Raw genomic sequence first — 26,603 nt, 5'->3', positions numbered from 1 at the left:
CGCTGCGATTGAGGCGTTCCTTCAGCAGTACACGAGGAGCGCTCGTGAGCTCTTCTCTGGGGCGGGTTCGCCCTGGGAGCTTTCGGAGGCGTCGATCCTCGAGCTCAAGGCCGAGGCTCGCCGAATCTTGTCAGATTGGCCCGAGTCCGCCGCTAACGAAGAGCTGTGGTGGCCGGCCGAGACGGGACAACCACTCGTGCCGTCGGAAAGCGAAGCCCGATCCGTTGAAGTCGAGGCGCCCCGTCGCGTCACACAGTGCTCTCGTCGCAAGTTCAGCCTCGAGAACACCCGAAACATCGGGATCATGGCGCACATCGACGCCGGTAAGACGACGATGACCGAGCGCATCCTCTATTACACGGGCCGCACCTACAAGATCGGTGAGGTCCACGAGGGCGCGGCCACGATGGACTGGATGGAGCAGGAGCAGGAGCGGGGTATCACGATCACGTCCGCGGCGACGACCTGCGAGTGGCGCGATCACCGCATCAACATCATCGACACGCCCGGCCACGTGGACTTCACGGTCGAGGTCGAGCGCTCGCTGCGCGTCCTGGACGGCGCCGTCGCCGTGTTCGACTCGGTCGCCGGCGTCGAGCCGCAGTCCGAGACGGTGTGGCGTCAGGCCGACACGTACCACGTCCCCCGCATCGCGTTCATCAACAAGATGGACCGCATCGGCGCGGACTTCGACCGCTCGGTCGAGACGATGATCGACCGCCTGGGCGCCAACGCGGTCCCGATCCAGCTGCCGTGGGGCTCCGAGTCCGACCTGATCGGCATCGTCGACCTGGTCGAGATGAAGGCGATCCGGTACCTCGACGACTTGGGCAAGGACATCGAGGTCGTCGACATCCCGGCCGAGCTGGTCGAGAAGGCCGATGCCGCTCGTCAAGCGCTCATCAACGCGGTTGCCGTCTTTGATGAAGGGTTGGCTGAGACGTACCCGAGGCTCGGCGAGATCGGGAGCGAGCAGCTGAAGGCCGCGATCCGCACGGCCACGCTGGCGCTGGAGATCAACCCGGTCCTGTGTGGCTCGGCGTTCAAGAACAAGGGCGTGCAGCCCCTGCTCGACGCCGTGCTCGACTACCTGCCCAGCCCGCTGGACGTCGCCCCAGCCGTCGGTACCGTCGGCGTCAACCGTGACAAGGAGACTCGTGAGACGAGCGACAGCGCGCCGTTCGCGGCGCTGGTCTTCAAGATCATGGCCGACCCGTTCGTCGGCAAGCTCACCTACTTCCGCGTCTACTCGGGCAAGCTCGAGGCGGGCACGAGCATCCTCAACGTCTCCACGGGCAACCGCGAGCGGATCGGCCGCATCCTGATGATGCACGCCAACGATCGCGAGGAGGTCCAGGAGGTGTACGCGGGCGACATCGCTGCGGCGGTCGGCATCAAGAAGGTCATCACGGGCGACACGCTGGCGGCGATCGACAAGCCGATCGAGCTGGAGACCTTCGACTTCCCCGAGCCGGTCATCAAGGTGGCCGTTGAGCCGAAGACGAAGTCCGACCAGGAGAAGATGTCGGTCGCCCTGGGCCGTCTGGCCGAGGAGGACCCGACGTTCCAGGTCCAGACCAACGAGGAGACCGGGCAGACCGAGATCTCGGGCATGGGCGAGCTGCACCTCGAGGTGCTGGTTGACCGCATGCGCCGTGAGTACAAGGTCGAGGCCAACGTCGGCCGCCCGCAGGTCTCCTACCGCGAGACCATCAAGGGCACCGCGACGAAGGTCGAGGGTCGCCACGTCGAGCAGACGGGTGGCTCGGGCCAGTTCGGCATCGTCTACATCAACATGGAGCCGGCGCCCGGCGAGGGCTTTGTGTTCGACTCGTCGATCAAGGGCGGCTCGGTTCCGATCCAGTTCATCCCGGCCGTCGAGAAGGGCTGCGAGGACGTCTACCGGGAGGGAATTCTCGGGGGTTACCCGATGGTCGACGTCCGCGTGACGCTGACCGACGGCAAGTACCACGACACCGATTCCTCGGAGATCGCCTTCCGTCTGGCCGGCCGTGAGGCCTTCCAGGAGGCCGCCCGTCGCGCCAACCCGGTGCTTCTGGAGCCGATCTTCTCGGTCGAGGTCGTCACCCCGGAGGACTTCCTGGGCGACGTCATCGGCGACCTCTCGCGTCGCCGCGGCCGCATCGAGGGGCAGGACCGGCGCGGCAACGCGCTGGCCGTCACCGCTCGCGTCCCGTTGAGCGAGATGTTCGGCTACGCGACCGACGTGCGCTCGATGTCGCAGGGGCGCGCGACCTACACGATGCAGTTCGACGGCTACGAGGAAGTGCCGCCGCACGTGGCGGAGATGGTCCTCCGCGAGGGCGGCGAGCGTGCGGGCGTTCTTGCTTGACGTGCTCTGCGCTGATATTGAACGGGGCGGCTCCGCGTCGCCGTTCCAGCCGGTGGGTCGGCGCGTCCTTCATCCGCTGACGAGACATCCCCCGCAGTCGTTGGCGCTTACCTTCGTCGGCGGCCTAATCGTCGGCGGTTGAGCCCCAGTCAGCGCTCTAATCGCGAAGCTCGTCGGAGCACCATTCGATCGTTGCTGCGCGGCAACAAAGGTGTGGCAACAGAGTCGTGGCAACAGATTTGGCAACATCTACGTTGCCAAACCCGTCTAATCCGTCTTTGACTGCCGACGGAAACCCGCATTCCAGCGGGGCTTTGAAGCACCGAACAGCCGCGAAATCGTCTTGAGGGCCTTGTGAGCGAATAGCTCGTGGAGGTTCAAGTCCTCTCCGGCGCATAGACGAAAAGCCCCGCTCTGACGGGGCTTTTTGTTTGCTGGCACGAGTTTGCTTGGGGGTTGCCGTCCTCGAGATCCGCCTTGTGAGAACGCCTTTGAGAACAAACGGCGACTCGACGAGGAGCATCGATGGGTAGCGAACGAGGCATCTACGCCTACGAAACGGCGCAGGGAACGCGCTTCTACTTCAAGTACCGATCTGCGAACGGCCGCAGCGCGACCAAGCGGGGGTTCACGAGCCAGCGCGCCGCCAGACGCGCGCGAGAACAGATGATCGTCGCGGTCTCACGCGGCGAGGTGGCACCGCCTTCGCGCGAGACGTTCGGCGAGTTCTACGTGCGCTGGCTGCGCTAGCGTCGGCCGTACCTGGAGCCAGGCACGCACAACGACTATCGGCTGCATGGCGTCAAGCGGATGGCCACCCTCGACCACGTCCGCCTCACCAAACTCGATACGGCCACGATCAAGAGTTGGCTCGCGTCGCTCGTCGAACAGGAGCGCTACGCGACCAAGACCATCAACAACTCGCTCACGGTGCTCACTGTCTGCCTGAACTGAGCCGGGCTGGTTTCGACGGCAGCTTCAGTCAGCGACAGAAACGGCCGCTGGGCGATGTGGGAGCCGAGCACATCCCGCTCAAGCGCCTGCACATCGATGCCCTTCAGATAGGCCGCGTACGTCAGGACCTGGGCGACCACCGCCCGACGCGCCTCCGCGTTACGCCGCAGCTTGATCTCGATGATCGCGAGGCGGCCATCGGCCTCAACGGCGATCAGGTCCGCGTAGCCGGGACCGAGCGGCACCTACGGCGCGCTGCGCGTCACGGCTGAGCTGAAGTTCGGGCGCGGGATCAGCGTCGGCCATTGCGCCGTGGGGGACATCATGCGCCAACTTGGGCTCAAGGGACTGCCGCGGCGGCGGCTGCCACGTGGCGCCAAGCTGCATACGGTCACGTCGCTGGACCTGGTCGGGCGCCAGTTCCGCCGCGACCGTCCCAACGAGCTGTGGGTCACCGACATCACCGAACACTCCACGCGCGAGGGCAAGGTCTATTGCTGCGTGGTGCTGGACACGTTCAGCCGCAAGGTCGTGGGCTGGTCGATCGACTCCACCCAGACCACCAGCCTCGTCCTCAACGCGCTGGGGATGGCCACCCATCGGCGGCCCGACCGCGACGGCCTGGTGATGCATAGCGATCGCGGCGTTCAGTTCACGTCTTGGGCCTTCAGCCACAACCTGACCCAGGCCGGCATCTCCCCGCGCGGGATCGCCCGACAACGGCAGCAGATGCGGCGCGTCCTCGACAGGTCGTGCAGGACCGCCTCGCTCGCGAAACCGGACGGAAGTAGCGGCCGCCACTCCTCCGAGTCCCTTCGCCAGATCGCGCTCACAAGGCCTCCTCGATCAGCCGTTCACAGCCTGCACTGCAGCGACGTCTCCCAATCACGGCGACCTTCATATCATCCGGCCATGACCCCGATCGACTTTCGTCGAGCAAACGCCTTCATCTCGGCCGTCCCAACGGGTCGATGGACCGCCTACAAGGACGTCGCCATCGCCGGCGGCAGCCCGCAAGCCGCACAGGCGATCGGAAGCTGGCTGCGCAGAGAGGGCGATCGGGTCCCCCACGTGTACCGAGTCCTGAGAGCAGACGGCTTCGTACCCGACGGATTCCGGCCCGCGGGTCCGGGGGTGCCAGCCAACGCCGCCCGGGTGCGAGAAGTCCTCCGCTCGGAAGGCGTCCGCATCGACCAGAGCGGACGAGCGGCTTCAAGGCAGCGATGCACCTTCGCCGAGTGGCAGTCCGACCGACAGGGCTAGATCGCACCTTTCGTGGCCGCGACCCCACTCTCGGCGCCTTGACTTGATGGGTGACGCCGGACGCGCCGGCGTGGATGCCTGCAGCTACGCACCTTTGGCGTTATGGCCGACGAGCGTGCAGATGCAGGACATGCCTCGCTGCTGCTTCGCGCGAACAGCGCTAGCCAACGCGACCGCCCGCCTCGATGAGACGGCTACGCCATGCAGTCGAACCCCGGACCCTCTGCGCGGACGCAAGCGGTCCGACGAGCTGGTCGTCGGCTTGCCGGGCCCCGACGCGGACCATCACGAGTCGGTGACCGGCCCCGCCCGTGCCGCAGCGCACCACCAGCAAAGATACATGGGCCACGCCGCCCGGCGCATACAGCGCGTTTGTGTCGTGCTCGTCGACCTCGAGCGCGACCTAGCGCGGGGGCCAGTTCTCGACGCCGCATTCGACGGCGTCGATCGCTCCTGAATCAGCGCTGCGCTCCGGGTACGCCGCTCATCTGGCCGCGTAGACCTCACTCGACCGCTGGAGGCGGCAGAACGAACCGCTGCACATGGCCGCGATTCCTCCACGTCAGCGTGTTCTCGTGAATCTCGAGGCGGTGAGGATCGATAGTGCGCCCCAAGGCGATGAGATGGGAACTCTCCTGTCCTGGCACCCCGATGAACACTCGCTTCAGCGAGTGGCTGTTTCGGCGGCAGTCAGGGTTCGGATTCGGCCTGAAGTTGTCGCTGCGGTAGTCGACATAGCGGCCGCAGGTGATCCAGGCCACCAATCGGTCCTGACCTCTGATGCGTAGCCCGCCTACGCGGCGAGGTAGCACTTGGAACCGGTACTGAAAGCCGTTGTCGGCTGCCTCATAGGAGACGATCTCCAGGCCGTCGGCGGTGAACGAGGTGAAACCGAAGACATCACCGTCGATATCGAGCGCCGGCCTCGGGAACCAACCACGCGAGAACGCCGCGAAGATCGGGCCCTCACCGCCCGCGAAGCAGCCGTACAGTGGGTAGCCGCCTTGACGCGGGCTCACGAACGCTAGCTGTCCACGGGCCAAGACGATCCGCCCGGAGAGGCTCGCGGACTTCCCTGGAACGCACTCTGGCGATGGCGAAGCGACTCCAGAACCGGCCAACGCGGCGGCGATCGCGAGCGAGGCGACCGCCATCAGGGGAATTCGCCGTTTCATCAGCTGCATGGGGTATTCGAGACGGCGAGCAGCCGGGGGGCCTCGTCATCCGTTGCGTCCTTGATAACCGCCGTATTCTCGTCATCAAATTCGGCCACGCGATGACCCTCCGGCACCTTTAGCTCCGCGCCGGAGCTATCGAAAGCGGTCGGCCCCAGTGCCACTTGCGCGACCGATCGGGCCTCGTCGTCTCCGATACCGACGTACGCTGCACGTGAGGCTGCTCGTCTCCTTGCTGCCTCCGGCGTACGTCGGGCCGCGTCTCGCGCAGCCGCCTCCGCGCGAGCTTGGTCAATCTGCTTCTGATCCGCGGCGGGAATCTCTGTGTTCGGGGCACCGGCGCCCCGCGCCGGGATCGCCGACAGGCCGATACCAAAGGCCATCACGCCTGCGATGAGCACGCGCCGACCGATGTAGCCCTCCACGGTTGCCTCCCTGCGCCGATCCCCGAAGGCGGGAACGATTACCGGTTAGCAGAGCGTTGCGCAAGTGCTCTTTAGCGCTCCAATGTTCGTCGCGGCGAAAGGAGGTGCGCGGGCAACACGCAGCGGCCAGCGCCGCTGCCGTGTCGTCACCACGATGGGGCGGCTATCGAAGCCTCCAGTTCCAACGCGGCTCGGAGGGCGCCGTCGACTACCTGCGACTGCACGGGTTCGGCAGCATCGTCCGGAGCGAGTGCGCCGCTCACGGCTGATCGAGATGAGCGCGCGCATCGGTGTCGGCGGCGCGCTGTCCTTCATGCGCGGCAACACACGGTCCGTCCTGACACTGCTCGCCCACCGCCAGTTCCGCCCCGACACGCTAGTCGCCGGCCTGCTCGCCGCGGCGCCCGCCGACCGGCCGGTGGCCGGGCTGCACCTCTATGGTTTCAACGAGGTCGAGCGCACCGCAGCGTGGCAGCGTGGCGCGGCACGACGCGCTGTCAGTTCTCGACGGTGACGAGCCGGCCGATCGCGGTGTACAGCCAGACCGAGCTGGCCGAGACCGCGGGGAGCTCGACGCAGCCCAGCCTCTCCGGCCTGCCGAACGAGCGCGAACGACAGCTCGCCGCGACCCTGCTTGAGCGCGGTGATTGGAATCGCCCCTGCCGCCGGCGCTCGGCTGCCGTCACACTGCACTGACGAACTCCAACCAGGCCGCCGGATTCCAGCGTCCCGACTCCACCGAAACAGGGTCAGATCAAGGCCTCCGTGAAACCCAGCCTGGCTCACGGTGAATCCCCAAGTTTGCACAGTGCCGATCGTGCTCGCTGATCGTGGCGACCGCGGTCGGCGTATCCAGATCGACAACGGAAAGCGGGAGACATGCAGGCAACGATTGATGGTGTCGTCGTGGCTGATGCGGCTGAGGCGGACCTGATCACGATCGAGGGCAACTACTACTTTCCGCCCTCGTCGCTCAACTCGGAGATGTTCAGCGACAGCTCGACGCCGTACAACTGCCCGTGGAAGGGCGATGCGCAGTACCACGACATCACGGCGAGCGGGTCGACGCACCATGACGCAGCCTGGAGCTATCCCGAGCCCTACCCCGCCTCGTTCGAGCGGGTCGGCAAGGACTACAGCGGGTTTGTCGCGTTCGACAAGGCGCAGGTGACGATCGGCTGATCTCCGCGCGGCCGGGGCGTCAGGCGGCGCCGGCGGGCGCGCGACGGCCGACGGCGATCGCTTCGAGCAGGCGACGCTCGAACCGGTACTCCGTCTCGGCCTCCCAGCGCGCCAGGATCGTGGCCTCGCCGTCGCGGATGACGTCGTCCAGGACGACGACGGCATCATCGGTCAACGACTCCGCCAGCGCGGGCAGCGCGGGATACCGGGCCAGGCCGGCGCCGTCCGCGTACGCAGGCGGGCCGTCGACGATGAGCAGGTCGATGGGCTCGCCGTTCACCGCCGCGGCGAGCGCGTCGGGTGCGTACCACGACAACTCGCCCATCGCCGCAGGGTGCGGACCGAGCGGCGCGAGGGTCACCCGCGCGACGTCCGCCAACCCCTCTCGGGCCAGGCGCTCACCAACCCACGCGGCCCAGCGCTCGTCGTGCTCGATCGCCTCCAACCGCCCGCCATCATCCAGCGAGCGCAGCAGCCGGGCCAGCAGCAGCGTGCTGGCCCCCGCGCCAAGCTCCACCACCCGCCGGCGACCACCCAGGACGATCTCGTTGCAGATCGTCACCAGGCCCGACGGGCGCATCGCCCCGGAGCTCCAGGGCAGGTACCCGCCGTGATCCAGCAACGGCCGCAGCAGGTGCAGGGCGATCGCGTCGTGGTCGGTCCAATCGACGGTTCCAGCGACGGCGCTCATGCCGGGATCTCCTCTGGTTCGTCGCGCCCGTCGTCGGGCGTGACGTCCGCCAGCTCGCGGTAGGCGGCGGCGTACTCGGCCACCACGCGATCCAGCGCGAACTGCAAGGCGTAGCGGCGGGCGGCCAGGAGGTCCGTCGTTCGGCGGCCCTCGACCACATCGCCGATCGCGGCGGCCAGCGTGACGGGGTCCTCGACCGGAACCACGATGCCGCGTCCCCCAGCCAGCGTGGCCGGGAAGCCGTCGACGTCGGTGCCGATCACCGGGACGCCGCGGGCCATGCCCAGCACGGCGGTCTGCGACCACGACTCGTCGCGCGAGGGGATCACCAGGACGCTGGCTCCAGCGATCATGCCGCTGGGCCGGGCCTGCCAGCCGCACAGCTGCACGCGCTCGGTCAACCCGAGCCCGACGATCGACGCGGCCAAGGACTCGCGCAACGGGCCCTCGCCGAGCAGCAGCGCCATCGGCGCATCGGGCAGCAGCGCGAGCGCCTCGAGCAGGACGTCCGGCCCCTTGTCGGGATGCAGACGCCCGGCGAACACGATGCGCGGCTTGGGCAGCCCGGGCAACGGCTGGCCGTCGAGATCGGCCACCGGCGAGACGCCCACGCGCATGCGTGCCTCGTCCAGACCGGCCGCGAGGATCGCCTCGCGGGCACCGGGACCGTGGGCGTAGAACGCATCGACACGGCGCAGCCCGTCGCGCAGCTCGGCCATCGGCTCGGCCCCCGGCCAGACCAGCGCGTTGTGCTCGCTGGCCACCAGCGGCACGCCGTCGGGCAGCGCCTGCGCGGCGGCCCACCAGCCCCCGAACATGTGTGCGTGCACGAGCGCGGCATCGTGCAACCGCGGTCCGAGCCACGCGGCGAACCCGGGATCGGCCCGCCATTGCAGGTTGCCGTGGACGCCGTAGACCTCGACCGCGACGCCCATCCGCGCGGCCAGCGCGAGCCCCTCCGGCGAGGCCCAGCCGACGAGCACGCGCGACGCGATCCCATGGGCCTCCAGGCCGCGCACGACCCGCAGGGCCGACAGTTGGGCACCGCCAGGCTCGAGCTTGGCGAGGACCCGGGTGACGACGCGACTAATCGCCGTGGGACGACGGGCGAAGGGCGCGGCGCAAAGCCGCAGCGAAGGTCACGACACAGATGCTAGGCGTGCCGTCCACCTACGGCTGGAACTCGAACCGATCGACGGTGACCTCGCCGGGCGCGGGCGGCACCGTCGGGTCCTGCCAGGTCGGGTACCAGGCGTTGAAGATCGGACGCAGGTCCTGGGTCGGCGCCTGGTCGGAGCGGAAGACCTCCTGGCCGTCCACGCGGAAGACCACGTCGCCGCCGTCGCGCTCCAGCTCGTAGTCGTGCAGCGCGGCCGCGGGGTCGAAGTCGAGCGGCACGACGCGCTGGGCCACCGGCTGCTTGGAGCCGATCCGCCACACGGTGACCAGCACCCGGTTGGACTCGCCGACCGGCACCGCGGGGATCTCGAAGTCGAGCTCGTCGCTGGTGTCGGTGGCGTCGTCGTGCACGTACAGGAAGAAGGCGCTGATCGAGCCCTGGGCGGCCGAGGCGCGCATGCGCACGCGGTACGTGCCCGAACCCAACAGCGACGTCGACTGCAGCTCGCCGCCGTTCAGCGAGCCCTGGGGCATGACGAGCCGCAGGCCATCGGGCGTGAACTGCACGTTGCGGGCCTCGAAGCGACCGCGGCCGAGCGGATGCACCGACACCTTCCAGGCCGCCGGGTCGGCCTCGCGGAACGTCGAGACCTCGGCCTGCTCACCCGACCCGCCGCCACAGGCGCCGAGCGCGACGGCGCAGGCCACCAGCAGGATCCAGCCGGCAGCGCGGGCGGCGGTCATCAGCCACGGAGCGTAGGCGCTACGGCCAGCGCAGCGTCCACGCGCCCAGCCGCCCGTCTCACCGCGGGCCGTCGGACTGCTCGTCGTGCCAGACCGGCTTGCGCAGCGGGCCGGCGACGTCGGTGTACGTCAGCCCCCAGCTGGCGGCGGCCAGCCGGGCGTCCTGCTCGAACGGGGGCGGCGCTGCCACCGCCGCGCCGCGCCAGGCGCGGAAGCGGCGCAGGGCGGCCGGCGCACCGGCGATCAGGCCGAACAGCACCACGGCGGCGAACGCGCACAGCGTGACGGTGGTCAGGGCCGGGGCCCAGGCCTTCTGCAGCGTGCACATCAGCTGGCCCTCCTGGGCCGGCGGGCACCGAGCGGTGACGTCCTTGAGCGGCAGCGCGATGACGGCGCCGATCGCGCCGCCCACGGCGGCGATGGCCAGCGTCTGCAGCCCGCCGATGCGTCGCGAGCGATCGCGGGCCGGTCGCGGCGCGCGCGGCGGCACGATCGCCTTCATCGCCACGGGCACGGCGTCGAGCTCGGCGGGCAGCGGCTCCTGGAGCAGCTCGACCAGCACCCGGGCCGACGCGGGGCAGAACTGCGTGCCCGACGCCATCTGCAGCAGGCCGACCGCCGCCTCAGGGCTGATGCTCGTGCGATACGGCCGGTCGGCGATCATCGCGACGTAGGCCTCGCAGACGTGCGTGATCCGGCTGGCCTGCGGGATCGCCTCGCCGCCCAGCCGGTCCGGATAGCCCGTGGCATCCCAGCGCTCGTGCTGGGCTCGCACCGCCGCGCCGAGATCGGCGTCGCCCACCTCGTCACAGACCAGGCTCTCGCCCAGCGCCGGGACCTGTCCGATCCAGTAGCGCTCGTTGTCGCTCAGCTCGACGTCGTCGGTCAGCGCGTCGGGGGGCAGACCGAGGCGGCCGACGTCCTGCAGGCTGGCCACCTCACAGGCCTGGACGACCGCCGCCCGCGACAGGCCGCTGCGCTGCGCGACCGTGCGGGTCAGGCCGATGACCGCTTCCATCCGCGCCGGCGTGCGGGTGCCGCTCTGGGCCAGACGCTCGGCCAGCACGCTGACGCGGCCAGCGGCCGTCGGCTCGTGCATCTCTGCGGGCATCGCGCTTCCATCCTCGGGTGATCGGGCGTGCACCGGTCGCGGGGCGGCGACCAGCTGTGCTCCGTCCCACGCACGAGGGCGGATTTGTAGCAACCGTTACAAGCGTACCAGCCCGACCTAGCGGTCAGGCGCCCTGCGCGGCCTTCTCCTCCTTGGTGCAGGTCTTGTTGACCTGGCTGGCCAGCGCTTGGTACGCGGCGCTGACGGCGTCGTTGACGTTGCCCTTCAGGCCGTTCTTGGCCAGGCCGGTGAGCCCGAGCAGCGCGGTGAACTCGCGGCGGGCGCACTTGATGAACGCCGGGCTGCGCTTGCCGTCCTCGCTGAGCGCGTCGGTGATCAGGTTGGCCACGTAGGTGACGAGCTGCTCGGGGCAGCCCGCGGCCTGCTTGTTGGCCACCGCCATGGCGTGCTTGCGGTCCTGGCGCAGGAAGAAGTACATGTACTCGCGCAGGTCCGCGTCGGGCATCGCCTTGGTGTCGGCGATGATGCAGCGCTGCAGCGAGGGCTCGGTGAACATGCCCGTGCCGTCGTCCTGGCCGGCGAACTCCATCGACTTGACCAGCGCGTTGCGCAGGTAGTCGATCTCGTAGCCGTCGAGCTTCCACGCGTCGCCCTCGCGCGCGAACGCCAGGTGGCCGGTCACGCCGGCGGCGTTGCCGCCGACGACCTCGGCGGCCACGATCGCCTGTGGACCGCTGACCTCGACGCCCGTGACCTTCGTCGTGCCGTCGTCGTCATCCTCGGCCAGCGACTTGCGCTGCGCCTTCACGCACAGCTGCTGGTCGCCCTTGAACACCTCGTCGACGAAGTGCGCCGTGACCAGCGGGCCGCACAGCTCGTCGGCGTCCTCGGTCGCGAACACGCGCTCGGCGGCGACCCGCACCTGATCCTCGACCGCGGGCGCGGTCGCCGTCGCGGTCGAAGCGGGAGCCGACGTGGACCCCGAACCGCCACCCTCGTCGCTGCCGCCGCAGCCGGCGGCCAACGCGGAGACAGCCAGCAACACCACACCGAGACCGAGACGCATGCCGCGGTGATGCCCGCTGCGCCACCCGGTCATTCAGCCGGTGATCGCCGCCCAGTCGTCGACCAGCCGCAGCGCCGATCGCCGGGCCAGCGCCTGCAGCGTGAGCGTCGGGTTGTGCCCGCCCATGGACGGGAACGTGGAGGCGCCCAGCACGCCCAGGTTCGGCGCCTCGTGCGCGAAGCCGAACCCATCGACCACGGACGACGCGACGTCTTCCCCCATGCGCGTCCCGCCGAACGCGTGCCGGCCCTCGATGTGCGGCGGGGTGTCCCAGGTCTGCGTCGCGCCCGCCGCGCGCAGCCACTCGTGCAGGCGCTGACGGAAGAAGGCGATCGCCTGCTCCTCGTTGTCCCCCAGCCGATGGGTCACCCGCACGACGGGCACGCCCAGCGGATCGGTGACGCGCGGATCGAGGTCCAGCACGTTGTGCTCGTAGGGCAGCGCGTCGAACTGCGCGTACACCGCACCCACCGACTGCGCGTTGCGGGCCATCCAAGCCTTCCACGGCGTGCCCCAGCGCGGCAGGCCCGGCGGCGCGACGTTCTTGCTGAACGCCACCGGCGTGCACTCGCTGAAGGCGGTGAGCATCCCGCCGCCCAGGAACCCGAGGCCGTCATGGTCGAAGTTGTCGCCGGCGAAGTCGTCCAGGCAGGTGACCTGCGAGCCGACGCCGGTGAACAGGTTCAGCCGCCGGTCCGGAAACAGGCCGTAGACGAACGGGCACACGTGGGCCATGAAGTGGCGGCCGACCTGGCCGTGGTTGTTGCCCAGCCCGTCGGGGAACGCCGTCGACCGCGAGAGCAGCAGGAGGCGGACGTTCTCGAACGTGTAGGCGGCCAGCAGGACTGCCTTCGCCGACGCGAACCGCTCCGCGCCCGACGCGTCCAGGTAGCGCACCCCGGTCACGCGCCCCTCGGCCGAGGCGACGATGTCCAGCGCCCGCGCCCCGGTCTCGATCCGCAGCAGGCCGGTCGACTCGGCCCGCGCGATCACGTTCAGATGGACCGCGCCCTTGGCGTCGTTGTGACACACGTTGTGCATGCAGAAGCCGCAGAACGTGCAGGCCGGACGCCCGTCGTAGGGCTCGGAGTTCAGGCTGGCCGGCGCCGGGTACGGGTGCCAGCCCAGCTCCCGCGCGGCGCCCGCGGTCAGGTCCGCCCAGCCCGTGGAGCGCAGCGGTCCCATCGGGAACGGACCGCTGCGCGGACCCTCGAACACGTTGGCCCCCGCCGCGCCGGCCACGCCGATCGCGTGCTCGATCGCGTCGTAGTGCGCCTCCAGGTCCGCGTAGCGCAGCGGCCAGTCGGCCAACGTCGCATCCGCCGGGATCGCGCCCGCCCCGTAGCGGGCGATCGTGGCGCTGCGGCTCTCGAACGCGTGCGGTCCCAGGCGGATGCTCAGGCCCTCGTAGTGCAACGTCGTGCCGCCCACGGCGTTGACCATCATCATCGGGTAGGGCGACGGGCCGGCCTCCTGGCCGTCGTGCGAGCGCCAGGTCGGCACCTCGTGCTTGGACTTCGGCTCCGACAGGCGCGCGTGCGCGACGTTGGCGATCTCGTCGAACCGGGCCGCGCTGCGATCCAGCCGCGGCCCGGCCTCCAGGGCCAGGACCTCGACGCCCGCGGCGGTGAGCACGTCGGCGGCCACCCCGCCCGCGGCCCCCAGCCCGATGATGACGACGTCAGCGCCGGACATCGATCGTCTGCTCCTCGGCGGTCCACGCGCGCCGCGGGCCGGGATAGTCGAGCAGCCGCCAGCCCGCCTCCCCCACGTTGCCGCCGTAGGACGGGTCGCCGAACATGCCCTCGAAGACGTGCGCGCGCACGAGCTCGAAGAACGCCGTGCCCTCGATCGCCCGCAGCCGTTCGTCCTGGGCCTCGGCCGACAACGCCGCGAACCCGTCCAGCGACGCCACCCCCACGGCGTAGGCGTCGACGTGTTCGGCGTACGGGCCCGCCAGCGCCCGCTCGATGTACGTCACCGCACCGGCCTGGGTCGCGCTGGGCCCGTGCTCGTCGGCCGGGATCAACCGGTCGGCGATCGCCTCCAGGATCTCCCGCATCAGCGGCGCCGCGCCGCGGGCTCCAGGGCCGGGTTCTCCAGGCCGGCGTCGGCGGCGTTGAGGGTCACGCCGGGCGGCACGATCTCGTCGATCCGATCGAGCACGTCCTCGGTCAGCACGACGTCGGCGGCGGCGAGCTGGCTGTCCAGATGCTCCATCGTGCGCGGGCCGATGATCGGCGCGGTCACCGCCGGGTGGTTGAGCGCGAACGCGATGGCCAGCTGGATCAGCGTCAGGCCCGCCTCGTCGGCCAGCCGGCCCAGCGCCTGCGCGGCCTCGATCTTGCGCTGGTTGGCGGGCAGCGCCGGGTCGAAGATGTCGGTCAGTCGCGCGCGCGCGGGCGAGGCGGGTCCGGGCTGCTCGCCGTCGCGGCCGTAGCGGCCGGACAGGAAGCCGCCGGCCAGCGGGCTCCACGGGATCACGCCGATGCCGTACTGCGCGCAGACCGGCAGCACCTCGGTCTCGATCCCGCGGTTGAGGATCGAGTACGGCGGCTGCTCGGTGACGAAGCGCTCCAACCGCCGGTCGCGCGACACCCACTGCGCCTCCACGATCAGCGACGCCGGATAGGTCGAGTGGCCGACGTAGCGGACCTTCCCCGCCCGCACCAGGTCGGTCAGCGCGCCGAGCGTCTCCTCCAGGTCGGTCTCGGGCGTGGGCCGATGCACCTGGTAGAGATCGATGTGGTCCGTGCCCAGCCGCCGCAGCGAGTCCTCGACCGCGGCGACGATCCACCGGCGCGACGCGCCCCGCCGATTGGGGTCGGCGTCGTCGCCCAGGGGAAACACGAGCTTGGTGGCCAGCACGACCGCGTCGCGGCGGTCGCGCAGCGCCCGGCCGACCGCGACCTCCGAGTCCCCCGCCGAGTACACGTCGGCGGTGTCGATGAAGTTGATCCCGGCATCCAGCGCGGCGTGGATGATGCGGGTCGACTCGTCGTGGTCCGAGCCGCCCCACGTGCCGAACATCATCGCGCCGAGGCACAGCTTGCTGACCGAGACGCCGGTGCGTCCGAGCTGACGGTGCTCCATGGTGGTGGTTCCTCTCAGGACAGGACGCGCGCCAGGGCGGCGTCGGACAGGGCGTTCGCGCGCCGGGAAACGGCGGCCTCCGGGGCGACCAGCTCGAACCCGTGCGGCACCGCGGGCAGGACGTGCAGCTCGACGTCGACGCCGGCGGCCAGCAGCCGCGCCGCGTAGTCGATGTCCTCGTGCACGAACCCGTCCAGGCCGCCGACGTGCAGGTACGCCGGCGCCACCCCGCCCAGGTCCACGGCCCGCGCCGGCGCCGCGTAGGCGGGCACGTCATCGGTGCCCGACCGCGACCCGAGGTAGCAGCGCCAGGCGAACGCGTTCAGCTCGCGGGGCCAGACGGCCAGCAGGTCCCACCGGCTGGACACGGTCGTCTGGCGGTCGTCGAGCATCGGGTAGATCAGGTGCTGGTGGACGAGCGCGACCCCCTCGTCGCGGGCCCGCAGCGCACACGCGGCGGCCAGGCCGGCGCCCGCGCTGGACCCGCCCACGGCCAGGCGGGCCGGATCGACGCCCAGCGCCTCTGCGCTGTCGCGCACGAACGAGAGCACCGCCCAGCAGTCGTCCAGCGCGCCGGGGAACGGCACCTCGGGCGCCAGGCGGTAGTCGACCGACACGGCCACGCAGCCGGTGGCCGCGACCAGCGCGTCCAGCTGCGGCTGGTCGGAGTCGTAGGTGCCCAGCATCAGCCCGCCGCCGTGCATCCACACGATCGCGGGCACCGCCGGGCCGACCGGGACGGCGCGCCGGTAGATGCGCACCGGCACGTCCCCGACGCGCCGCTCCGCGCGCACCACACCGGCGGGCGCCACCGGGTCGTAGGGCGTCTTGGGCGGGGTGGCCCGCATCTCGCCCAGCAGCGCCAGCGACGGCTCCGGTCCCCGCTCGCCCAGCGCGAAGCGCCCGTCGGCGATGATGCCGGCCACGACCTCGGGATCCATCAGCGGGTCTCCAGCTCGTCGAACGGCGGCCGGCGCAGCAGGGCGAAGATCTCCTCGATCGCGAACGGGCACATGACCGCCGAGCGCCCGTGCTCGTTGCGGTAGTAGTTGTGGGCCCGCAGGTCGCTCCACACGCGCTGCTCGTTGCGCGCGTCGACCTCGGCGTTGTAGGCGTCGTAGGCGTCGCGCCGGGGCTCGATCGCCCGCCGGTCCTCCCGGACCAGCCGCTCGATGCAGGTCATGCCGTAGCGCGTGACCAGCTCGTGGAAGGAGGCGGGCACGAGCGCGCCGTTGGAGTTGGGCCCGTACACCGACCACAGGTTCGGGAACCCCGGGTACATGCAGAAGCGGTGCGCGCGGGCGCCCCCGTCCCGCCACAGCTCGCTCAGCGTCTGCCCGTCGCGGCCCGTGACCTCCATCGGGAACAGGTACTCCGAGGCGTGGAAGCCGGTCGCGTAGACGATCACGTCGACCTCGTGATGCACGCCGTCGTTGTCCTCGATGCCTGTCTCGGTGATGCGCCGGATGCCGCTGGTGACCAGCGTCACGTCGTCGCGCTGGATCGCGTCGTGGATGCAGTAGTCGGCGTCCACCAGCACCGCGCGGGCCGACCACGGCGGGTGCACCGGGGTCATCACCGCCCGCAGCTGCGGGTCGGCGATCTTGCCGTGCATGAACGAGAGCGCGGCCTCGCGGCTGACCTGGTTGAGCGCGCTGACCGTGTGCGGGTCCTCCCAGGAGGGGTCGATCGTGGTCAGCCGCCCGAACGCGCGCCCGATCGACAGCGCGCGCACGCGCATGAAGTTCGCGTAGAAGGGCAGGTTGCGGTCCAGCCAGCCGACCTCCTCGGGGAAGGACGACAGGTAGCCGGGGACGCCGAACGTCCACTGGGGCGTGCGCTGGAACGCGACGACGTGGGCGGCGATGTCCGCCAGCGCCGGTACGAGCTGATAGCCCGTGGAGCCGGTGCCGATCGTGGCCACGCGCAGGCCGGCGACGTCGACGTCCTCAGGCCAGCGTGAGGTGTGCCACGACGGTCCGCGGAAGTCGCCCGCCCCCTCGATCTCGGGGATCTTGGGGCGGTTGAGGAACCCGACCGCCGTGAACACCGCGTTGGAGCGCACCGTCCGCGCGCCCTCGGGCCCGTCGACCACGACCTCCCACTCCCCGGCGTCCTCGTGCCAGGTCAGCGAGCGCACCTCGGTCTCGAAGGCGATGTCGTCGTTGAGCTCGAACGTGTCGGCGATCCACTGGAAGTAGGCCTGGTTCTCCGGCCCGGTGCAGAACGGGCTCGGGTACGGGTAGTTGACCCCGAAGATGTGCGTGTAGCCGCGGCTCGGGGTGTCCAGGCGGGCGCCGGGATAGCGCGACTCCCACCAGGTGCCGCCCACGCCGGCGTTCTTCTCGAAGACCTGAAACGGGATCCCGGCGCGCTTGAGCATCAGCGCGATGTTCAGGCCGCCCACGCCGGCCCCGATGACCGTCACGGAGAAGTCGTCCAGCCCCGCGGGCCGCTCGTCCTCGGGCCAGGTCAGGCTGCGCGCCCACGGGTCGAGCGCCAGCTCCTCCACCCACAGCTCGAACTCCGCGTCGTCGATCTCCCCGCCCAGCGTCAGCGGGATGCTGCGGTGCAGTCGCTCCTGCGAGCCGATCTCCACCGGTCCGCCCCCGGCGTCGCGGTGCGCGCGCAGGAACGCCGACGCCTTGCGGCGGAGCATCGCCACGTCGGCCTCGTCGGCCACCATCATCGCGGTCTGCAGGCCGGTCGGATCGACCGTGCAGCGGGTCGCCGCGACCTCGGCGTCGCCGGTCAGCTGGTGGAGCAGGCCGCGCAGCACCATCGGCTCGGCGTGGGCGACCGCGCGCTCGATCTGCTCGTCGCTGGCCTCGAGCAGCTCCGAGGTCAGCGTCACATCCTGGGACATTCCGGGTCTCTCCTCCTCTTCCCGGCGATCCTATAGCATTTCCGTGCCGTATATTTGTGCCGGATTCGAGGAGGAGAGAGCGATGGATCTCGGGCTGCAGGACAAGGTCGTCGTGGTCACCGGCGGCGCGTCGGGCATCGGCCGCGCGGCCGTCGAGGCGTTCGTCCGCGAGGGCGCGCGCGTCACGGCGCTGGACCGCAACCCGGACACGCTCGCCCGCCTGGCCGCGGAGGTCGACGGGGTCCAGACCCGCGAGCTGGACGTCACCTCGGCCGCCGACGTCGACGCGACGATCGACGCGATCGCCCAGCAACACGGGCGCCTCGACGTGGCCGTCAACAACGCCGGCATCTCCGGCGGCCTGGCCTGGCTGCACGAGGCCGAGGAGTCCTACTGGGACGCCGTGCTCGACGTGAACCTCAAGGGCGTGTGGCTGTGCATGCGCGCCGAGCTGCGCCACATGTACGCGCAGCAGTCCGGCGTGATCGTCAACACCGCCTCGGCCGCCGGCTTCCGCGGCGGCCCGGGTCTGGCCCACTACGTCGCCTCCAAGCACGGGGTGATCGGCCTGACCCGCACGGCCGCGCTCGAGTACGCCCCGATCGGCATCCGCATCAACGCGATCGCCCCGGGCACGGTCGACACGCCGATGTCGGACACGTTCGCGCTGGAACGCCGCGAGGATCCGTTCGCCGACGCCGCCGTGCGCCAGCCCCATCCGCTGCGCCCGTTGGCCACCGCCGCCGAGATCGCCGACGGGATCCTGTACCTGGCCGGCGACCTGTCGACGTTCTCGACCGGCTCCGTGCTGTCCGTCGACGGAGGGTTCACCGCCCAATGAGCACCATCACGCTGGACACGCTGATCGCGCCCGACGCCGCGCTGACCAAGCTCGGCGAGGGCTATGAGTTCACCGAGGGGCCGGTGTGGAGCGCGGCCGAGCAGTGCCTGTACTTCAGCGACATCCCCGGCGACGTGCGCTGGAAGTGGACGGCGGACGCCGGGATGACGATCGACCGCACGCCCAGCTACAAGGCCAACGGGCTGGTGCTCGACCTGGACGGCGAGGTGATCGCCTGTGACCAGGTGACCAGCCAGGTCGTGCGCTACCGCAAGGACGGCGGCAGCGACGTGCTCGCCTTCCACAACGGCGGCGAGTACCTCAACAGCCCCAACGACATCGTCGTGCGCGGCGCCGACGGCTACCTGTACTTCACCGACCCCGACTACGGGCGCTGGAACGACTGGATCGGCCAGGAGCGCAGCCGCACGCTGGGCCGTCGCGGGCTGTACCGCGTGGCGCCCACCGGGAGCAACGGCGAGGCCGAGCTGATCGTCGCGCCCGACGAGTTCGACGAGCCCAACGGCCTGTGCTTCTCCGTCGACGAGCGGCTGCTCTACGTCAACGACACGCCGCGCGCGCACATCAAGGTGTTCGACGTGGCCGCCGACGGGACGCTCTCCAACGGGCGGATCTTCTGCGAGGGCGTCGGCCGCCGCCAGGACCAGGCGCCCGCCGAGGACGACGGGCTGACCGAGGCCGAGCGCCACGCGGAGCTGCACAACGCGGGCTCGCTGGACGGCATGAAGATCGACGAGCACGGCAACCTGTGGACCAGCGGCCCGGGCGGCCTGTGGATCTTCGATCCCGCGGGCGAGCTGATCGGCCGCTACGCCTGCCCGGAGGTCGTCGGCAACCTGACCTGGGGCGGCGCGGACGGCCGCACGCTGTTCCTGATGACCACCACGACGGTGCACGCGCTGCCGACGCTCGTCGGCCCGGCGCCGCTCCCCTACAACCGATGAGCACGCAGGAGCTGCTGGAGGAGCTGCTGGACCGCGAGCGCATCCGCGACCTGATCGCCCGCTACCCGATGGCCTTCGACGACCGCGACTGGGCGGCCTGGGACGAGCTGTGGACCGACGACCTCGTGTGGGTGGTCGACGGCACCGAGATCGTCGGCCTGCCCGCGGTCCGGGAGTTCATGGTCAACTGCCTGCCCGCCACCTACGGCAGCAAGCACATGTGCGGCGTGCCGGTGATCGACCTGGCCCCCGACCGCCGGTCGGCCGACGTGCGCACGGACGTCGTGTGGATCGCCCAGAACTACGAGAACACGATCGTCGCGCGCTACGTGGACACCCTGGTCAAGGTCGACGGCCGCTGGAAGATCTCCCGCCGCGACGAGGTGGTCGTGCCCTTCCAGGCCGGCCCGCCACCGATGTCCGACGCCTCCAAGGAGCTCAGCGCGGCGACGATGCGCGCGCCGCACTAGCGGCGCGCCCGTGGTAGGAGAAGAACTCGCCCTCGCCCATCCAGGCGGGGATGTCGACCCGACCGGCAGCCGCGGAGGCCCGCAGCGCCGCGCGCAACTCCTCCACCGGACCGTGGCACTCGTACACCGCGCCGTGTGTGGCGCGGCCGGCGATGTCGTCCTCGCTGAGCACCGGCGACAGCGCGTAGCGCCACAGCGCCTCGAAGCCGTCGGAGGTGAGGTTCTCGCGGGCGTGGGCGTAGTACCAGCCGTAGAACTCGTCGGTGTTGAAGCGCGTCGGCGCGTGGCTGAGCACGACGTAGGCCTCGTCGGGAAAGGCCAGCTCGGCGTCCTCCAGCGGGCGCCCGTCGTAGGTCAGGAAGCGGACGCCGTCGAACCAGTCGGGCAGCGTGATCTGGCCGGCCTCCTGGCGGGCGGCCAGCGTGGCCAGCGCGCCTGACGGCGGGCCGTTGGTGCGGTAGATGGCCAGGTGCGGGAACTCGACGTTGGGGCGCTCGGGCGAGGCCGCGTCCAGCCAGTAGCGGCGCGCGCCGGTGAAGCCGTCGCCGGCCACGATCTCGTCGAGGTGGCGCTCGTAGAAGGCGTCGTAGTCCTCCCGCGAGACCCCGTCGGGCGGGAGGCTGAAGACGAAGTGCACGTGGTCGGGCATGAGCGGCCTCTCAGGTGGCGGGGATCAGGGGGCTGACGGTGCGGCGCCAGAAGCGCCAGCGGCCGTCCTCGCGGATCAGCTCGTCGGCGTAGCCGCCCAGCGTGGGCAGCAGCGGGCTGTCGCCGTCGCCGCGGCGCACGTGCATCCACAGGCTGCTGGCCGTGGCCCGGTCGCCGTCGACGGTGATCGCCGGATCAGTGATCAGGTGCCACAGGGTCGGTCCCGGCGCGGGCGGGTTGTCCTTCAGGTTCCCGGCCAGCATCTCGTAGATGCCCTCGGGCCCGGTGCCCTGGCCGGACTTGCCGCTCCAGGTGCCGTCCGCGGCGAACAGCGCGCAGAACGCCCGCATGTCGCGCGCGTCCAGCGTGCGGCGGTACTCCTGCAGGAGGTTGCGGATCTCCTCGCGGTCCTCGAGCACCCGCACCCGGGTGCGCAGCTCGTCGAGCTCTTCTGCCATGGCGTCCTCTCCTGTCATGAGCACACGACAGGCCCGGCCGCCGAAGCGAACCGGGCCCGTGTTGTGTGCCAGCGTGCTGCTACTCCTGAACTACGAGGCGGGGGCTTCCGCCGGGCCGGGCTCGTTGAAGTACTCGTCCAGGCACGTGTCGTCACACCACGCCGTCTTGGGGCCCGGGAGCTCCAGGTCGGACGTGAGCGGAAGGCCAGGCTGTGCGTAGGCCTTCAGGTTCGTGTTGTCGATGGCCACGGCGGGCATCGACAGGAGGTTGTACTTGGGACCCTTGTCGGCCAGGATCCGCAGCGCGGAGTTGAAGTACACGTAACCGCCCTGCAGACCGTTGATGCAACCAGCGACGGTCTTGTAGTCGGGCAGCTTGTCCAGCCACCACGACAGGTCGCCCGCGTAGCACTGCTCCATGCCCACCGGCGGCACCTTGATGCCGCGCGACTCGAAGGCCTGGATGATGCCCGCGGCCATGCCGCCGTCCTGCAGGACGCCGTCGACCGGCTCCGGATGCGAGGCCAGGTACTGCGAGACGACCTGCTTGGTCGTGCCGTTGTCCCAGTTGCCGTAGAGCGTCGCGGCGACCTTGATGTCCGGGCAGTTCTTCAGGTCCTGGATCTTCTGGTTGTAGAGGACCTTGTCGTTCTGGTTGCCCGCGATGCCGCGGACGATCAGGATGTTGCCCTTGCCGATGATGCCGAGCGTGCCGGCGTCGGCCTCGACCTGGTTCTGCGTCCACGTGGACGTCTGGTACTTCGAACCCGGGGCCGGCGGGACGTCGGCCAGGATGATCGGGATCCCCTGCTCCTCGCCCAGCTGCTCCATCGTCGCGGACTCGGCGACCGAGTCAGCGGGGTTGACGATGATCGCGTCGACGCCCTGGCTGGCCATCTGCTTCATGGCCGCGATCTGGCTCTCCGGCGTGGACTGCGCCAGGCTCGGCGGGATGTTGGTGACCAGCTCGCCCTCGACCAGACCCTTCTTCTTGGCCTCGGCGAACTCCGCCTTCAGCTGCTTGAGGACGTTGTTCTGGTACTGGTTGCTGATGCCGATCGTGATGTAGCCGATCTTCCACGGCGGCTTCTTGTTGATCTTCTTCGTGGCCCAGGGGCTCTCGACGACTTCCTCCGGGTAGCTGCCGTAGATGTCCTGCAGGCGCGTGGACATCGACTGGAAGGCGGCGCCTTCCTTGTTCTTCGGACCGACGGGGACCGTGTCACCACACTCGGTGCCGACCTTGACGTTCGCGGCACCAGTCGGCTTGACGTTGATCTCCTTCAGCGACTGCGTCTGCGTGCCGCCCGACCCGCTGCCGCTGCTGCTGTCGTCGCTGCTGCCACAGGCGGTGACCGTCAGCGCCGTCGCGGCCACGAGGCCAACCAGCGTCGGCCAGCTCCTGAGCCGACGCCACGTCGAACTCTCCATCACTTGCTCTCCTCCATTGATGGTTGTCTCCTGAGACCGCTTAGACGCGGTCGCGAAGTCTGCGCTCGCGGCCATAAATGGCGACAGCCACGAGGATGATCCCGCCGTAGACGATGAACTCCACGGCCTTGCTGGCGCCGTGCCCGATGAGCACGGTGATCAGCACGGTGATGAACAGCGCACCGATCGCGGTGCGGGTGTAGTCGCCGGGGCCACCGAAGATGGTCCCGCCGACGATCACGGCGACGACGCTCTGGAACAGGTAGGCGTCACCGCCGGTGTCGACCACCTGACCGGCGAAGCCGCCGACCAGGATCCCGACGAGGGCCGACGCCACCGCGCTGAAGGCGAACGCCGCCATCCACACGCGACGCGTGTTGATGAGCGCGTTGTCCGCCGCCCGCGGGTTGGCGCCCGTCGCGAACAGGTCGCGGCCCCAGCGTGTGCGATGCAGGAACAGGCCGAACACGACGATCACCAGCGCCCAGATCGCCACCGCCGGCGGGATCCCGATGCCGAAGGTCTTGGTCACCGGCATGGCCAGGTCCTGCATCCACTGGGTCGGATAGCCGTTGGCCTGCTCGCCGATGTTGACCTTGACCAGGCCGATGACGATCGACCCCATCGCCAGGGTCACCACGAGTGGGTTGATCCGGAAGCGATGACAGATGTAGCCCGCGAACCCGCCCAGCAGCGCCGAGAACAGCAGCGCCAGGCCCAGCGCGGTGGCGAAGTCCAGGTGCCACTTGGTGGCCAGCGCGGTGACCATCAGGCCGCCGGCCACGATGAAGCCCGACACCGACAGGTCGAAGCCGCCCATCAGGATCAGCAGTGTCTGGCCGCAGGAGGCCAGGCCGATCAGGGCCGCGAGCACGAGGATCGAGCGGATGCTCACCCACGAGCCCAGGCCGGGCAGCGTGATCATGCCGAACACGAAGACGGCGATCAGGGCGACGATCTGGATGAGCGGGATCCGCTCCTGCAGGGCGACCAGCTTGCCCCACATCTCGGCGCCGGGGTTCTTGGCGACGGTCGGCGCCGGCGCGGTCACGGCCGCGTCGCCGGGTCCGACCGGAGCGACGTCCAAGGAGGCCAGCTCGGTGCCCGAGCCGCGCCGCCGTCGGCGGTGGATGACCGGCATGCGCCGGGCCTTCAGCCCGCCGATGCCCGCCTCGGGCACGAGCGCGCCCTGGATGATCACCGCGATGATCAGGATCGCGCCGTAGACGATCTGCAGCCAGGCCGGGTTGACCTCGAAGCTGGAGAGCAGGTTCTGCAGCAGGTAGATCGAGAACGCGCCGAAGGCCACGCCGATCAGCCCGCCGCGGCCACCGGCCAGCGACGTGCCGCCCAGGACCACCGCGGCGATCGCGATCAGCGCGTACTGGGTCGAGGTGGAGGCGTTGGTGGACCGCACCAGCGCGGTCAGGGCCAGGCCGCCGAAGCCGGCGAACAGGCCGCCCAGCGCGTAGCTGCCGACCCGCACCGCGGTCACGTTGACGCCGCTGGAGAACGCCGTGGCGTCGTTGGAGCCGACGGCGTACAGCAGCCCGCGGAACGGCACCCGCTTGAGGCCGTACCAGATCAGCAGCGGGATGCCGATGGTGAAGAACGCCCCGGGGATCGGGCCGACCTTGCCGGCCAGGTGGTAGATCCACAGGTCCTTGCCCTCGACCGACGCGGGGTTGGGCGCGACCAGCAGGTTGACGCCCTGCAGCGCGAAGTACATGCCCAGCGTCACCACGACGGCCTGGATGCGCAGCACCGTGATGATCAGGCCGGTGATCAGGCCGGCGACGGCGCCGACGGCCAGGATGATCGGGATGGCCACCGGCCCGCCCAGGCCGTGGGGCGCCAGCCACACGACGTACACGGCGCCGCAGAAGACCAGCAGCGGCGAGATCGACAGGTCGAAGCCCTTGCCGATGATCGACGGCGCGCTGGCCATCGCGGCCAGGATCATCGGCGCGGCGATGCCGAGCTGGTCGGAGACGACGAAGTTGCCGTTCTTCAGCAGCGTGATGACGAACAGCACGACCATCAGCGCCAGGGCGAAGCCGTAGCTGTGCTGCTGGGCGATGCTGGTCATCTTCTGCTTGGCCGAGCGCGCGGCGACCGGCTCCCGCTGGAGGCCGGACTGGGGCTCCAGGGCGGGCTGCATCGACAGATCGGTCATCAGTCCTCGCTCTCCTCACCGAAGAACGCAGCCACGAGGCGCTCGCGCGTGACCTCGGTGCGTTCGAACTCCTTGAACAGCTCGTGCTCGCGGAAGACCAGGACGCGGTCCATCAGCTCGACGTGCTCGTCGAGCTCGGTGGACAGCATCACCACGGCCAGGCCCTCAGCGGCCAGCGCGCCGAACAGCGCGTACAGGTCGCGCTTGGCGCCGATGTCGATGCCGCGGGTCGGGTCGTTGAGCAGCAGCACCCGTGGGCCGTAGGCCAGCCAGCGGGCGATGATCACCTTCTGCTGGTTGCCGCCCGACAGGGTCATGATCGAGTTCTCGGGCGAGCCGAGCACGATGCCCAGGCGGTCCTTGTAGGCGGCCAGGCGCTTGCGCGAGGAGCGCGTGCGCAGCCAGCCGAAGCGCGAGTCGCGCGACAGCGTGGGCAGCGCGAAGTTCTCGCGGATCGACATCCAGCTGAAGACCGCGTCGGCGCGCCGCTCGCGGGGCACGTAGGCGATGTCGTAGTCGGCCGCGTGCGAGGGCGACTTGATGACCGCCTCCTGCCCGTCGACGTGGCGGATGACCTCGCCCTCGGTGACCACGCCGCCGCGCAGCGCCTCCAGGAACGTGTTGCCGCCCTGGCCTTCCAGGCCGGCCAGGCCGATCAGCTCGCCGGCGCGCACCTCGAGGTCGATCGGCTCGCCGTCGGGGCGCAGCCGCAGGCCGCGGACGCTGAGCACGACGTCGCCGCGGCGCTCGGCCGCCGACTCCAGCCGCTCGGCCTCCTCGCTGCCCAAGGCGTCGGCGCCGGTCATCATCTGCACGAGCTGGCGGGTCGTCCACTGGCCGCGGTCCAGCTCGCCGACGGTGATGCCCGAGCGCATGACCGTGATGCGGTCGCCGATGCGCTCGATCTCGTCCATGCGGTGGGTGATGAAGATCACGCCGACGCCCTGGCGCGAGAGCGCGCCGACCATCTCGAACAGGCGGTCGCGCGTGGCCACGTCCAGCGCGGAGGTGGCCTCGTCGAGGATCAGGATCTTGGGGTCGCGCAGCAGCGCGCGGACGATGCCGCAGGCCTGGCGGTCCGACAGCGACAGCTCCTCGACGGGCAGGCCGAGGTCGATCTCGCGCCCGAGCAGGCCGGTCAGCACCTCGCGGGCGCGGGCGCGCTTCTCGCGCATGGGCACGCGCGTGCGCCACGTGTCGTCGATGCCGAGCCACACGTTGTCCAGCACCGAGCAGGACTCGGCGACGAGCACTTCCTGGAAGACCGTGACGAGGCCGCGGCGCTGCGCCTGCTGGGGCGTGGAGAGCGTGCCGACGGGCTCGCCGTTGAGCTCGATCTCGCCGGCGTCGGGCTGGTGCACGCCGCTGAGGATCTTGACCATCGTGGACTTGCCGCAGCCGTTCTCGCCGACCAGCGCGAGGACCTCCCCGGCGTGCAGCTCGAACGATGCCTCGCGCACCGCCTGGGTCGGACCGAACGCCTTGGCGACGTCGGTGACGCGCAGGAGGGGCGCCGACGAACCCTGGCCCGAGCCCGGTCCATCGCTGATCTGCTCTGTGCGTGCGATGCTCACTGCGCGCTCGCGAACGTGTCCGACACTTGCTCTCTCT

The 26,603-nt window shown here is 70.2% G+C and carries 26 protein-coding genes and 1 pseudogene; 9 read left to right on the top strand and 18 right to left on the bottom strand.

Annotated elements, in window-relative coordinates; all coding sequences use genetic code 11:
• Positions 1-304 precede the first annotated feature (304 nt).
• Together fusA and ACZ5UI_RS01965 are read left to right on the top strand one after the other, a co-directional pair.
• Positions 305-2,353 (top strand): elongation factor G, encoded by a 2,049-nt coding sequence (fusA, locus tag ACZ5UI_RS01970; protein WP_464193685.1) that lies wholly within the window; start codon positions 305-307, stop codon positions 2,351-2,353.
• 525 nt (positions 2,354-2,878) lie between these two features.
• Complete coding sequence (locus tag ACZ5UI_RS01965; RefSeq protein ID WP_464193683.1) at positions 2,879-3,103, top strand: hypothetical protein; 225 nt, start codon at positions 2,879-2,881, stop codon at positions 3,101-3,103.
• Between the two features lie 146 nt (positions 3,104-3,249).
• On the opposite strand, the gene ACZ5UI_RS01960 is transcribed toward ACZ5UI_RS01965, so the two are convergent.
• Positions 3,250-3,552 (bottom strand): hypothetical protein, encoded by a 303-nt coding sequence (locus ACZ5UI_RS01960; protein ID WP_464193681.1) that lies wholly within the window; start codon positions 3,550-3,552, stop codon positions 3,250-3,252.
• Positions 3,553-3,562: 10 nt separating this feature from the next.
• On the opposite strand from ACZ5UI_RS01960, the pseudogene ACZ5UI_RS01955 reads away from it, so the two are divergent.
• Together ACZ5UI_RS01955 and ACZ5UI_RS01950 are read left to right on the top strand one after the other, a co-directional pair.
• Positions 3,563-3,613, top strand: a pseudogene (locus tag ACZ5UI_RS01955) (hypothetical protein); the annotation flags it as partial.
• A 6-nt stretch (positions 3,614-3,619) separates the two neighbouring features.
• Entirely contained in the window at positions 3,620-4,570 is a 951-nt protein-coding gene (locus ACZ5UI_RS01950) for an MGMT family protein (protein ID WP_464193679.1), read from the top strand.
• Between the two features lie 503 nt (positions 4,571-5,073).
• Here the strand turns inward: ACZ5UI_RS01950 and ACZ5UI_RS01945 are convergent.
• Both ACZ5UI_RS01945 and ACZ5UI_RS01940 read right to left on the bottom strand, forming a co-directional pair.
• Positions 5,074-5,724, bottom strand: a complete 651-nt coding sequence (locus ACZ5UI_RS01945) for a hypothetical protein (protein ID WP_464193677.1) — start codon at positions 5,722-5,724, stop codon at positions 5,074-5,076.
• Between the two features lie 20 nt (positions 5,725-5,744).
• Positions 5,745-6,170 carry a hypothetical protein gene (locus ACZ5UI_RS01940; protein ID WP_464193675.1) on the bottom strand — a complete coding sequence of 142 codons (426 nt, stop codon included), beginning with the start codon at positions 6,168-6,170 and terminating at the stop codon, positions 5,745-5,747.
• Between the two features lie 274 nt (positions 6,171-6,444).
• Between ACZ5UI_RS01940 and ACZ5UI_RS01935 the strand changes: the two genes are divergently transcribed.
• Both ACZ5UI_RS01935 and ACZ5UI_RS01930 read left to right on the top strand, forming a co-directional pair.
• A complete protein-coding gene (locus tag ACZ5UI_RS01935) occupies positions 6,445-6,684 on the top strand; it encodes a hypothetical protein (RefSeq protein ID WP_464193673.1) in 240 nt (79 codons plus the stop codon).
• Positions 6,685-7,049: 365 nt separating this feature from the next.
• Positions 7,050-7,352 (top strand): DUF427 domain-containing protein, encoded by a 303-nt coding sequence (locus ACZ5UI_RS01930; RefSeq protein ID WP_464193671.1) that lies wholly within the window; start codon positions 7,050-7,052, stop codon positions 7,350-7,352.
• A gap of 19 nt (positions 7,353-7,371) precedes the next feature.
• Here the strand turns inward: ACZ5UI_RS01930 and ACZ5UI_RS01925 are convergent, their stop codons facing one another.
• The 10 genes from ACZ5UI_RS01925 to ACZ5UI_RS01880 form a co-directional block, all read right to left on the bottom strand.
• Positions 7,372-8,043: a class I SAM-dependent methyltransferase gene (locus ACZ5UI_RS01925; protein ID WP_464193669.1), complete on the bottom strand. Its 672-nt coding sequence runs from the start codon at positions 8,041-8,043 to the stop codon at positions 7,372-7,374.
• Positions 8,040-9,062, bottom strand: a complete 1,023-nt coding sequence (locus tag ACZ5UI_RS01920; protein WP_464193667.1) for a glycosyltransferase family 4 protein — start codon at positions 9,060-9,062, stop codon at positions 8,040-8,042. The genes ACZ5UI_RS01925 and ACZ5UI_RS01920 overlap by 4 nt, the downstream gene beginning before the upstream one ends.
• Positions 9,063-9,213: 151 nt before the next feature.
• Positions 9,214-9,906, bottom strand: a complete 693-nt coding sequence (locus ACZ5UI_RS01915; protein ID WP_464193665.1) for a glycoside hydrolase family 16 protein — start codon at positions 9,904-9,906, stop codon at positions 9,214-9,216.
• A gap of 58 nt (positions 9,907-9,964) precedes the next feature.
• Positions 9,965-11,017 (bottom strand): HD-GYP domain-containing protein, encoded by a 1,053-nt coding sequence (locus ACZ5UI_RS01910; protein WP_464193663.1) that lies wholly within the window; start codon positions 11,015-11,017, stop codon positions 9,965-9,967.
• Between the two features lie 124 nt (positions 11,018-11,141).
• A complete protein-coding gene (locus tag ACZ5UI_RS01905; protein WP_464193661.1) occupies positions 11,142-12,044 on the bottom strand; it encodes a hypothetical protein in 903 nt (300 codons plus the stop codon).
• 33 nt (positions 12,045-12,077) lie between these two features.
• Positions 12,078-13,739 carry a GMC oxidoreductase gene (locus ACZ5UI_RS01900; RefSeq protein WP_464193659.1) on the bottom strand — a complete coding sequence of 554 codons (1,662 nt, stop codon included), beginning with the start codon at positions 13,737-13,739 and terminating at the stop codon, positions 12,078-12,080.
• The gene (locus ACZ5UI_RS01895) at positions 13,726-14,106 is read right to left on the bottom strand and encodes a gluconate 2-dehydrogenase subunit 3 family protein (RefSeq protein WP_464193657.1); all 381 of its coding nucleotides are present in this window, start codon (positions 14,104-14,106) and stop codon (positions 13,726-13,728) included. The genes ACZ5UI_RS01900 and ACZ5UI_RS01895 overlap by 14 nt, the downstream gene beginning before the upstream one ends.
• Entirely contained in the window at positions 14,106-15,137 is a 1,032-nt protein-coding gene (locus ACZ5UI_RS01890; protein WP_464193655.1) for an aldo/keto reductase, read from the bottom strand. The genes ACZ5UI_RS01895 and ACZ5UI_RS01890 overlap by 1 nt, the downstream gene beginning before the upstream one ends.
• 14 nt (positions 15,138-15,151) lie before the next feature.
• Complete coding sequence (locus ACZ5UI_RS01885) at positions 15,152-16,078, bottom strand: alpha/beta hydrolase (RefSeq protein ID WP_464193653.1); 927 nt, start codon at positions 16,076-16,078, stop codon at positions 15,152-15,154.
• A complete protein-coding gene (locus ACZ5UI_RS01880) occupies positions 16,078-18,003 on the bottom strand; it encodes a flavin-containing monooxygenase (protein ID WP_464193651.1) in 1,926 nt (641 codons plus the stop codon). Before ACZ5UI_RS01880 ends, ACZ5UI_RS01885 begins: the two co-directional genes overlap by 1 nt.
• 82 nt (positions 18,004-18,085) lie before the next feature.
• Between ACZ5UI_RS01880 and ACZ5UI_RS01875 the strand changes: the two genes are divergently transcribed.
• From ACZ5UI_RS01875 to ACZ5UI_RS01865, 3 genes are read left to right on the top strand one after another with little or no spacing between them, the layout of a single operon-like run.
• Positions 18,086-18,844 (top strand): SDR family NAD(P)-dependent oxidoreductase, encoded by a 759-nt coding sequence (locus ACZ5UI_RS01875; protein ID WP_464193649.1) that lies wholly within the window; start codon positions 18,086-18,088, stop codon positions 18,842-18,844.
• Complete coding sequence (locus ACZ5UI_RS01870) at positions 18,841-19,809, top strand: SMP-30/gluconolactonase/LRE family protein (protein ID WP_464193647.1); 969 nt, start codon at positions 18,841-18,843, stop codon at positions 19,807-19,809. The genes ACZ5UI_RS01875 and ACZ5UI_RS01870 overlap by 4 nt, the downstream gene beginning before the upstream one ends.
• Entirely contained in the window at positions 19,806-20,279 is a 474-nt protein-coding gene (locus ACZ5UI_RS01865; RefSeq protein ID WP_464193645.1) for a nuclear transport factor 2 family protein, read from the top strand. The genes ACZ5UI_RS01870 and ACZ5UI_RS01865 overlap by 4 nt, the downstream gene beginning before the upstream one ends.
• On the opposite strand, the gene ACZ5UI_RS01860 is transcribed toward ACZ5UI_RS01865, so the two are convergent.
• The 5 genes from ACZ5UI_RS01860 to ACZ5UI_RS01840 all read right to left on the bottom strand — a co-directional run bounded on the left by ACZ5UI_RS01860 (position 20,248) and on the right by ACZ5UI_RS01840 (position 26,566).
• Positions 20,248-20,928 (bottom strand): hypothetical protein, encoded by a 681-nt coding sequence (locus tag ACZ5UI_RS01860; RefSeq protein ID WP_464193643.1) that lies wholly within the window; start codon positions 20,926-20,928, stop codon positions 20,248-20,250. The genes ACZ5UI_RS01865 and ACZ5UI_RS01860 overlap by 32 nt on opposite strands.
• A gap of 10 nt (positions 20,929-20,938) precedes the next feature.
• On the bottom strand, positions 20,939-21,385 hold the full coding sequence (locus ACZ5UI_RS01855) for a nuclear transport factor 2 family protein (protein WP_464193641.1): 447 nt from the start codon (positions 21,383-21,385) through the stop codon (positions 20,939-20,941).
• Positions 21,386-21,475: 90 nt separating this feature from the next.
• Positions 21,476-22,816 (bottom strand): substrate-binding domain-containing protein, encoded by a 1,341-nt coding sequence (locus tag ACZ5UI_RS01850; protein ID WP_464193639.1) that lies wholly within the window; start codon positions 22,814-22,816, stop codon positions 21,476-21,478.
• A 40-nt stretch (positions 22,817-22,856) separates the two neighbouring features.
• Positions 22,857-24,992 carry an ABC transporter permease gene (locus tag ACZ5UI_RS01845; protein WP_464193637.1) on the bottom strand — a complete coding sequence of 712 codons (2,136 nt, stop codon included), beginning with the start codon at positions 24,990-24,992 and terminating at the stop codon, positions 22,857-22,859.
• Positions 24,992-26,566: a sugar ABC transporter ATP-binding protein gene (locus tag ACZ5UI_RS01840; RefSeq protein WP_464193635.1), complete on the bottom strand. Its 1,575-nt coding sequence runs from the start codon at positions 26,564-26,566 to the stop codon at positions 24,992-24,994. Before ACZ5UI_RS01840 ends, ACZ5UI_RS01845 begins: the two co-directional genes overlap by 1 nt.
• Positions 26,567-26,603 lie beyond the last annotated feature (37 nt).

This window comes from Conexibacter sp. JCM 18997 (genome assembly GCF_055391915.1).
This window is presented reverse-complemented; position numbering and strand designations above follow the sequence as displayed.

What these genes read in the sequence shown, in the direction of transcription:
- ACZ5UI_RS01850 (WP_464193639.1), bottom strand. Translation starts at nt 22,816, where the DNA reads ATGGAGAGTTCGACGTGGCGTCGGCTCAGGAGCTGGCCGACGCTGGTT.
- ACZ5UI_RS01915 (WP_464193665.1), bottom strand. Translation starts at nt 9,906, where the DNA reads ATGACCGCCGCCCGCGCTGCCGGCTGGATCCTGCTGGTGGCCTGCGCC.
- fusA (WP_464193685.1), top strand. Translation starts at nt 305, where the DNA reads ATGGCGCACATCGACGCCGGTAAGACGACGATGACCGAGCGCATCCTC.
- ACZ5UI_RS01905 (WP_464193661.1), bottom strand. Translation starts at nt 12,044, where the DNA reads ATGCGTCTCGGTCTCGGTGTGGTGTTGCTGGCTGTCTCCGCGTTGGCC.
- ACZ5UI_RS01930 (WP_464193671.1), top strand. Translation starts at nt 7,050, where the DNA reads ATGCAGGCAACGATTGATGGTGTCGTCGTGGCTGATGCGGCTGAGGCG.
- ACZ5UI_RS01910 (WP_464193663.1), bottom strand. Translation starts at nt 11,017, where the DNA reads ATGCCCGCAGAGATGCACGAGCCGACGGCCGCTGGCCGCGTCAGCGTG.
- ACZ5UI_RS01885 (WP_464193653.1), bottom strand. Translation starts at nt 16,078, where the DNA reads ATGGATCCCGAGGTCGTGGCCGGCATCATCGCCGACGGGCGCTTCGCG.
- ACZ5UI_RS01895 (WP_464193657.1), bottom strand. Translation starts at nt 14,106, where the DNA reads ATGCGGGAGATCCTGGAGGCGATCGCCGACCGGTTGATCCCGGCCGAC.
- ACZ5UI_RS01865 (WP_464193645.1), top strand. Translation starts at nt 19,806, where the DNA reads ATGAGCACGCAGGAGCTGCTGGAGGAGCTGCTGGACCGCGAGCGCATC.
- ACZ5UI_RS01880 (WP_464193651.1), bottom strand. Translation starts at nt 18,003, where the DNA reads ATGTCCCAGGATGTGACGCTGACCTCGGAGCTGCTCGAGGCCAGCGAC.
- ACZ5UI_RS01845 (WP_464193637.1), bottom strand. Translation starts at nt 24,992, where the DNA reads ATGACCGATCTGTCGATGCAGCCCGCCCTGGAGCCCCAGTCCGGCCTC.
- ACZ5UI_RS01925 (WP_464193669.1), bottom strand. Translation starts at nt 8,043, where the DNA reads ATGAGCGCCGTCGCTGGAACCGTCGATTGGACCGACCACGACGCGATC.
- ACZ5UI_RS01855 (WP_464193641.1), bottom strand. Translation starts at nt 21,385, where the DNA reads ATGGCAGAAGAGCTCGACGAGCTGCGCACCCGGGTGCGGGTGCTCGAG.
- ACZ5UI_RS01945 (WP_464193677.1), bottom strand. Translation starts at nt 5,724, where the DNA reads ATGGCGGTCGCCTCGCTCGCGATCGCCGCCGCGTTGGCCGGTTCTGGA.
- ACZ5UI_RS01900 (WP_464193659.1), bottom strand. Translation starts at nt 13,739, where the DNA reads ATGTCCGGCGCTGACGTCGTCATCATCGGGCTGGGGGCCGCGGGCGGG.
- ACZ5UI_RS01890 (WP_464193655.1), bottom strand. Translation starts at nt 15,137, where the DNA reads ATGGAGCACCGTCAGCTCGGACGCACCGGCGTCTCGGTCAGCAAGCTG.
- ACZ5UI_RS01935 (WP_464193673.1), top strand. Translation starts at nt 6,445, where the DNA reads ATGAGCGCGCGCATCGGTGTCGGCGGCGCGCTGTCCTTCATGCGCGGC.
- ACZ5UI_RS01875 (WP_464193649.1), top strand. Translation starts at nt 18,086, where the DNA reads ATGGATCTCGGGCTGCAGGACAAGGTCGTCGTGGTCACCGGCGGCGCG.
- ACZ5UI_RS01860 (WP_464193643.1), bottom strand. Translation starts at nt 20,928, where the DNA reads ATGCCCGACCACGTGCACTTCGTCTTCAGCCTCCCGCCCGACGGGGTC.
- ACZ5UI_RS01965 (WP_464193683.1), top strand. Translation starts at nt 2,879, where the DNA reads ATGGGTAGCGAACGAGGCATCTACGCCTACGAAACGGCGCAGGGAACG.
- ACZ5UI_RS01870 (WP_464193647.1), top strand. Translation starts at nt 18,841, where the DNA reads ATGAGCACCATCACGCTGGACACGCTGATCGCGCCCGACGCCGCGCTG.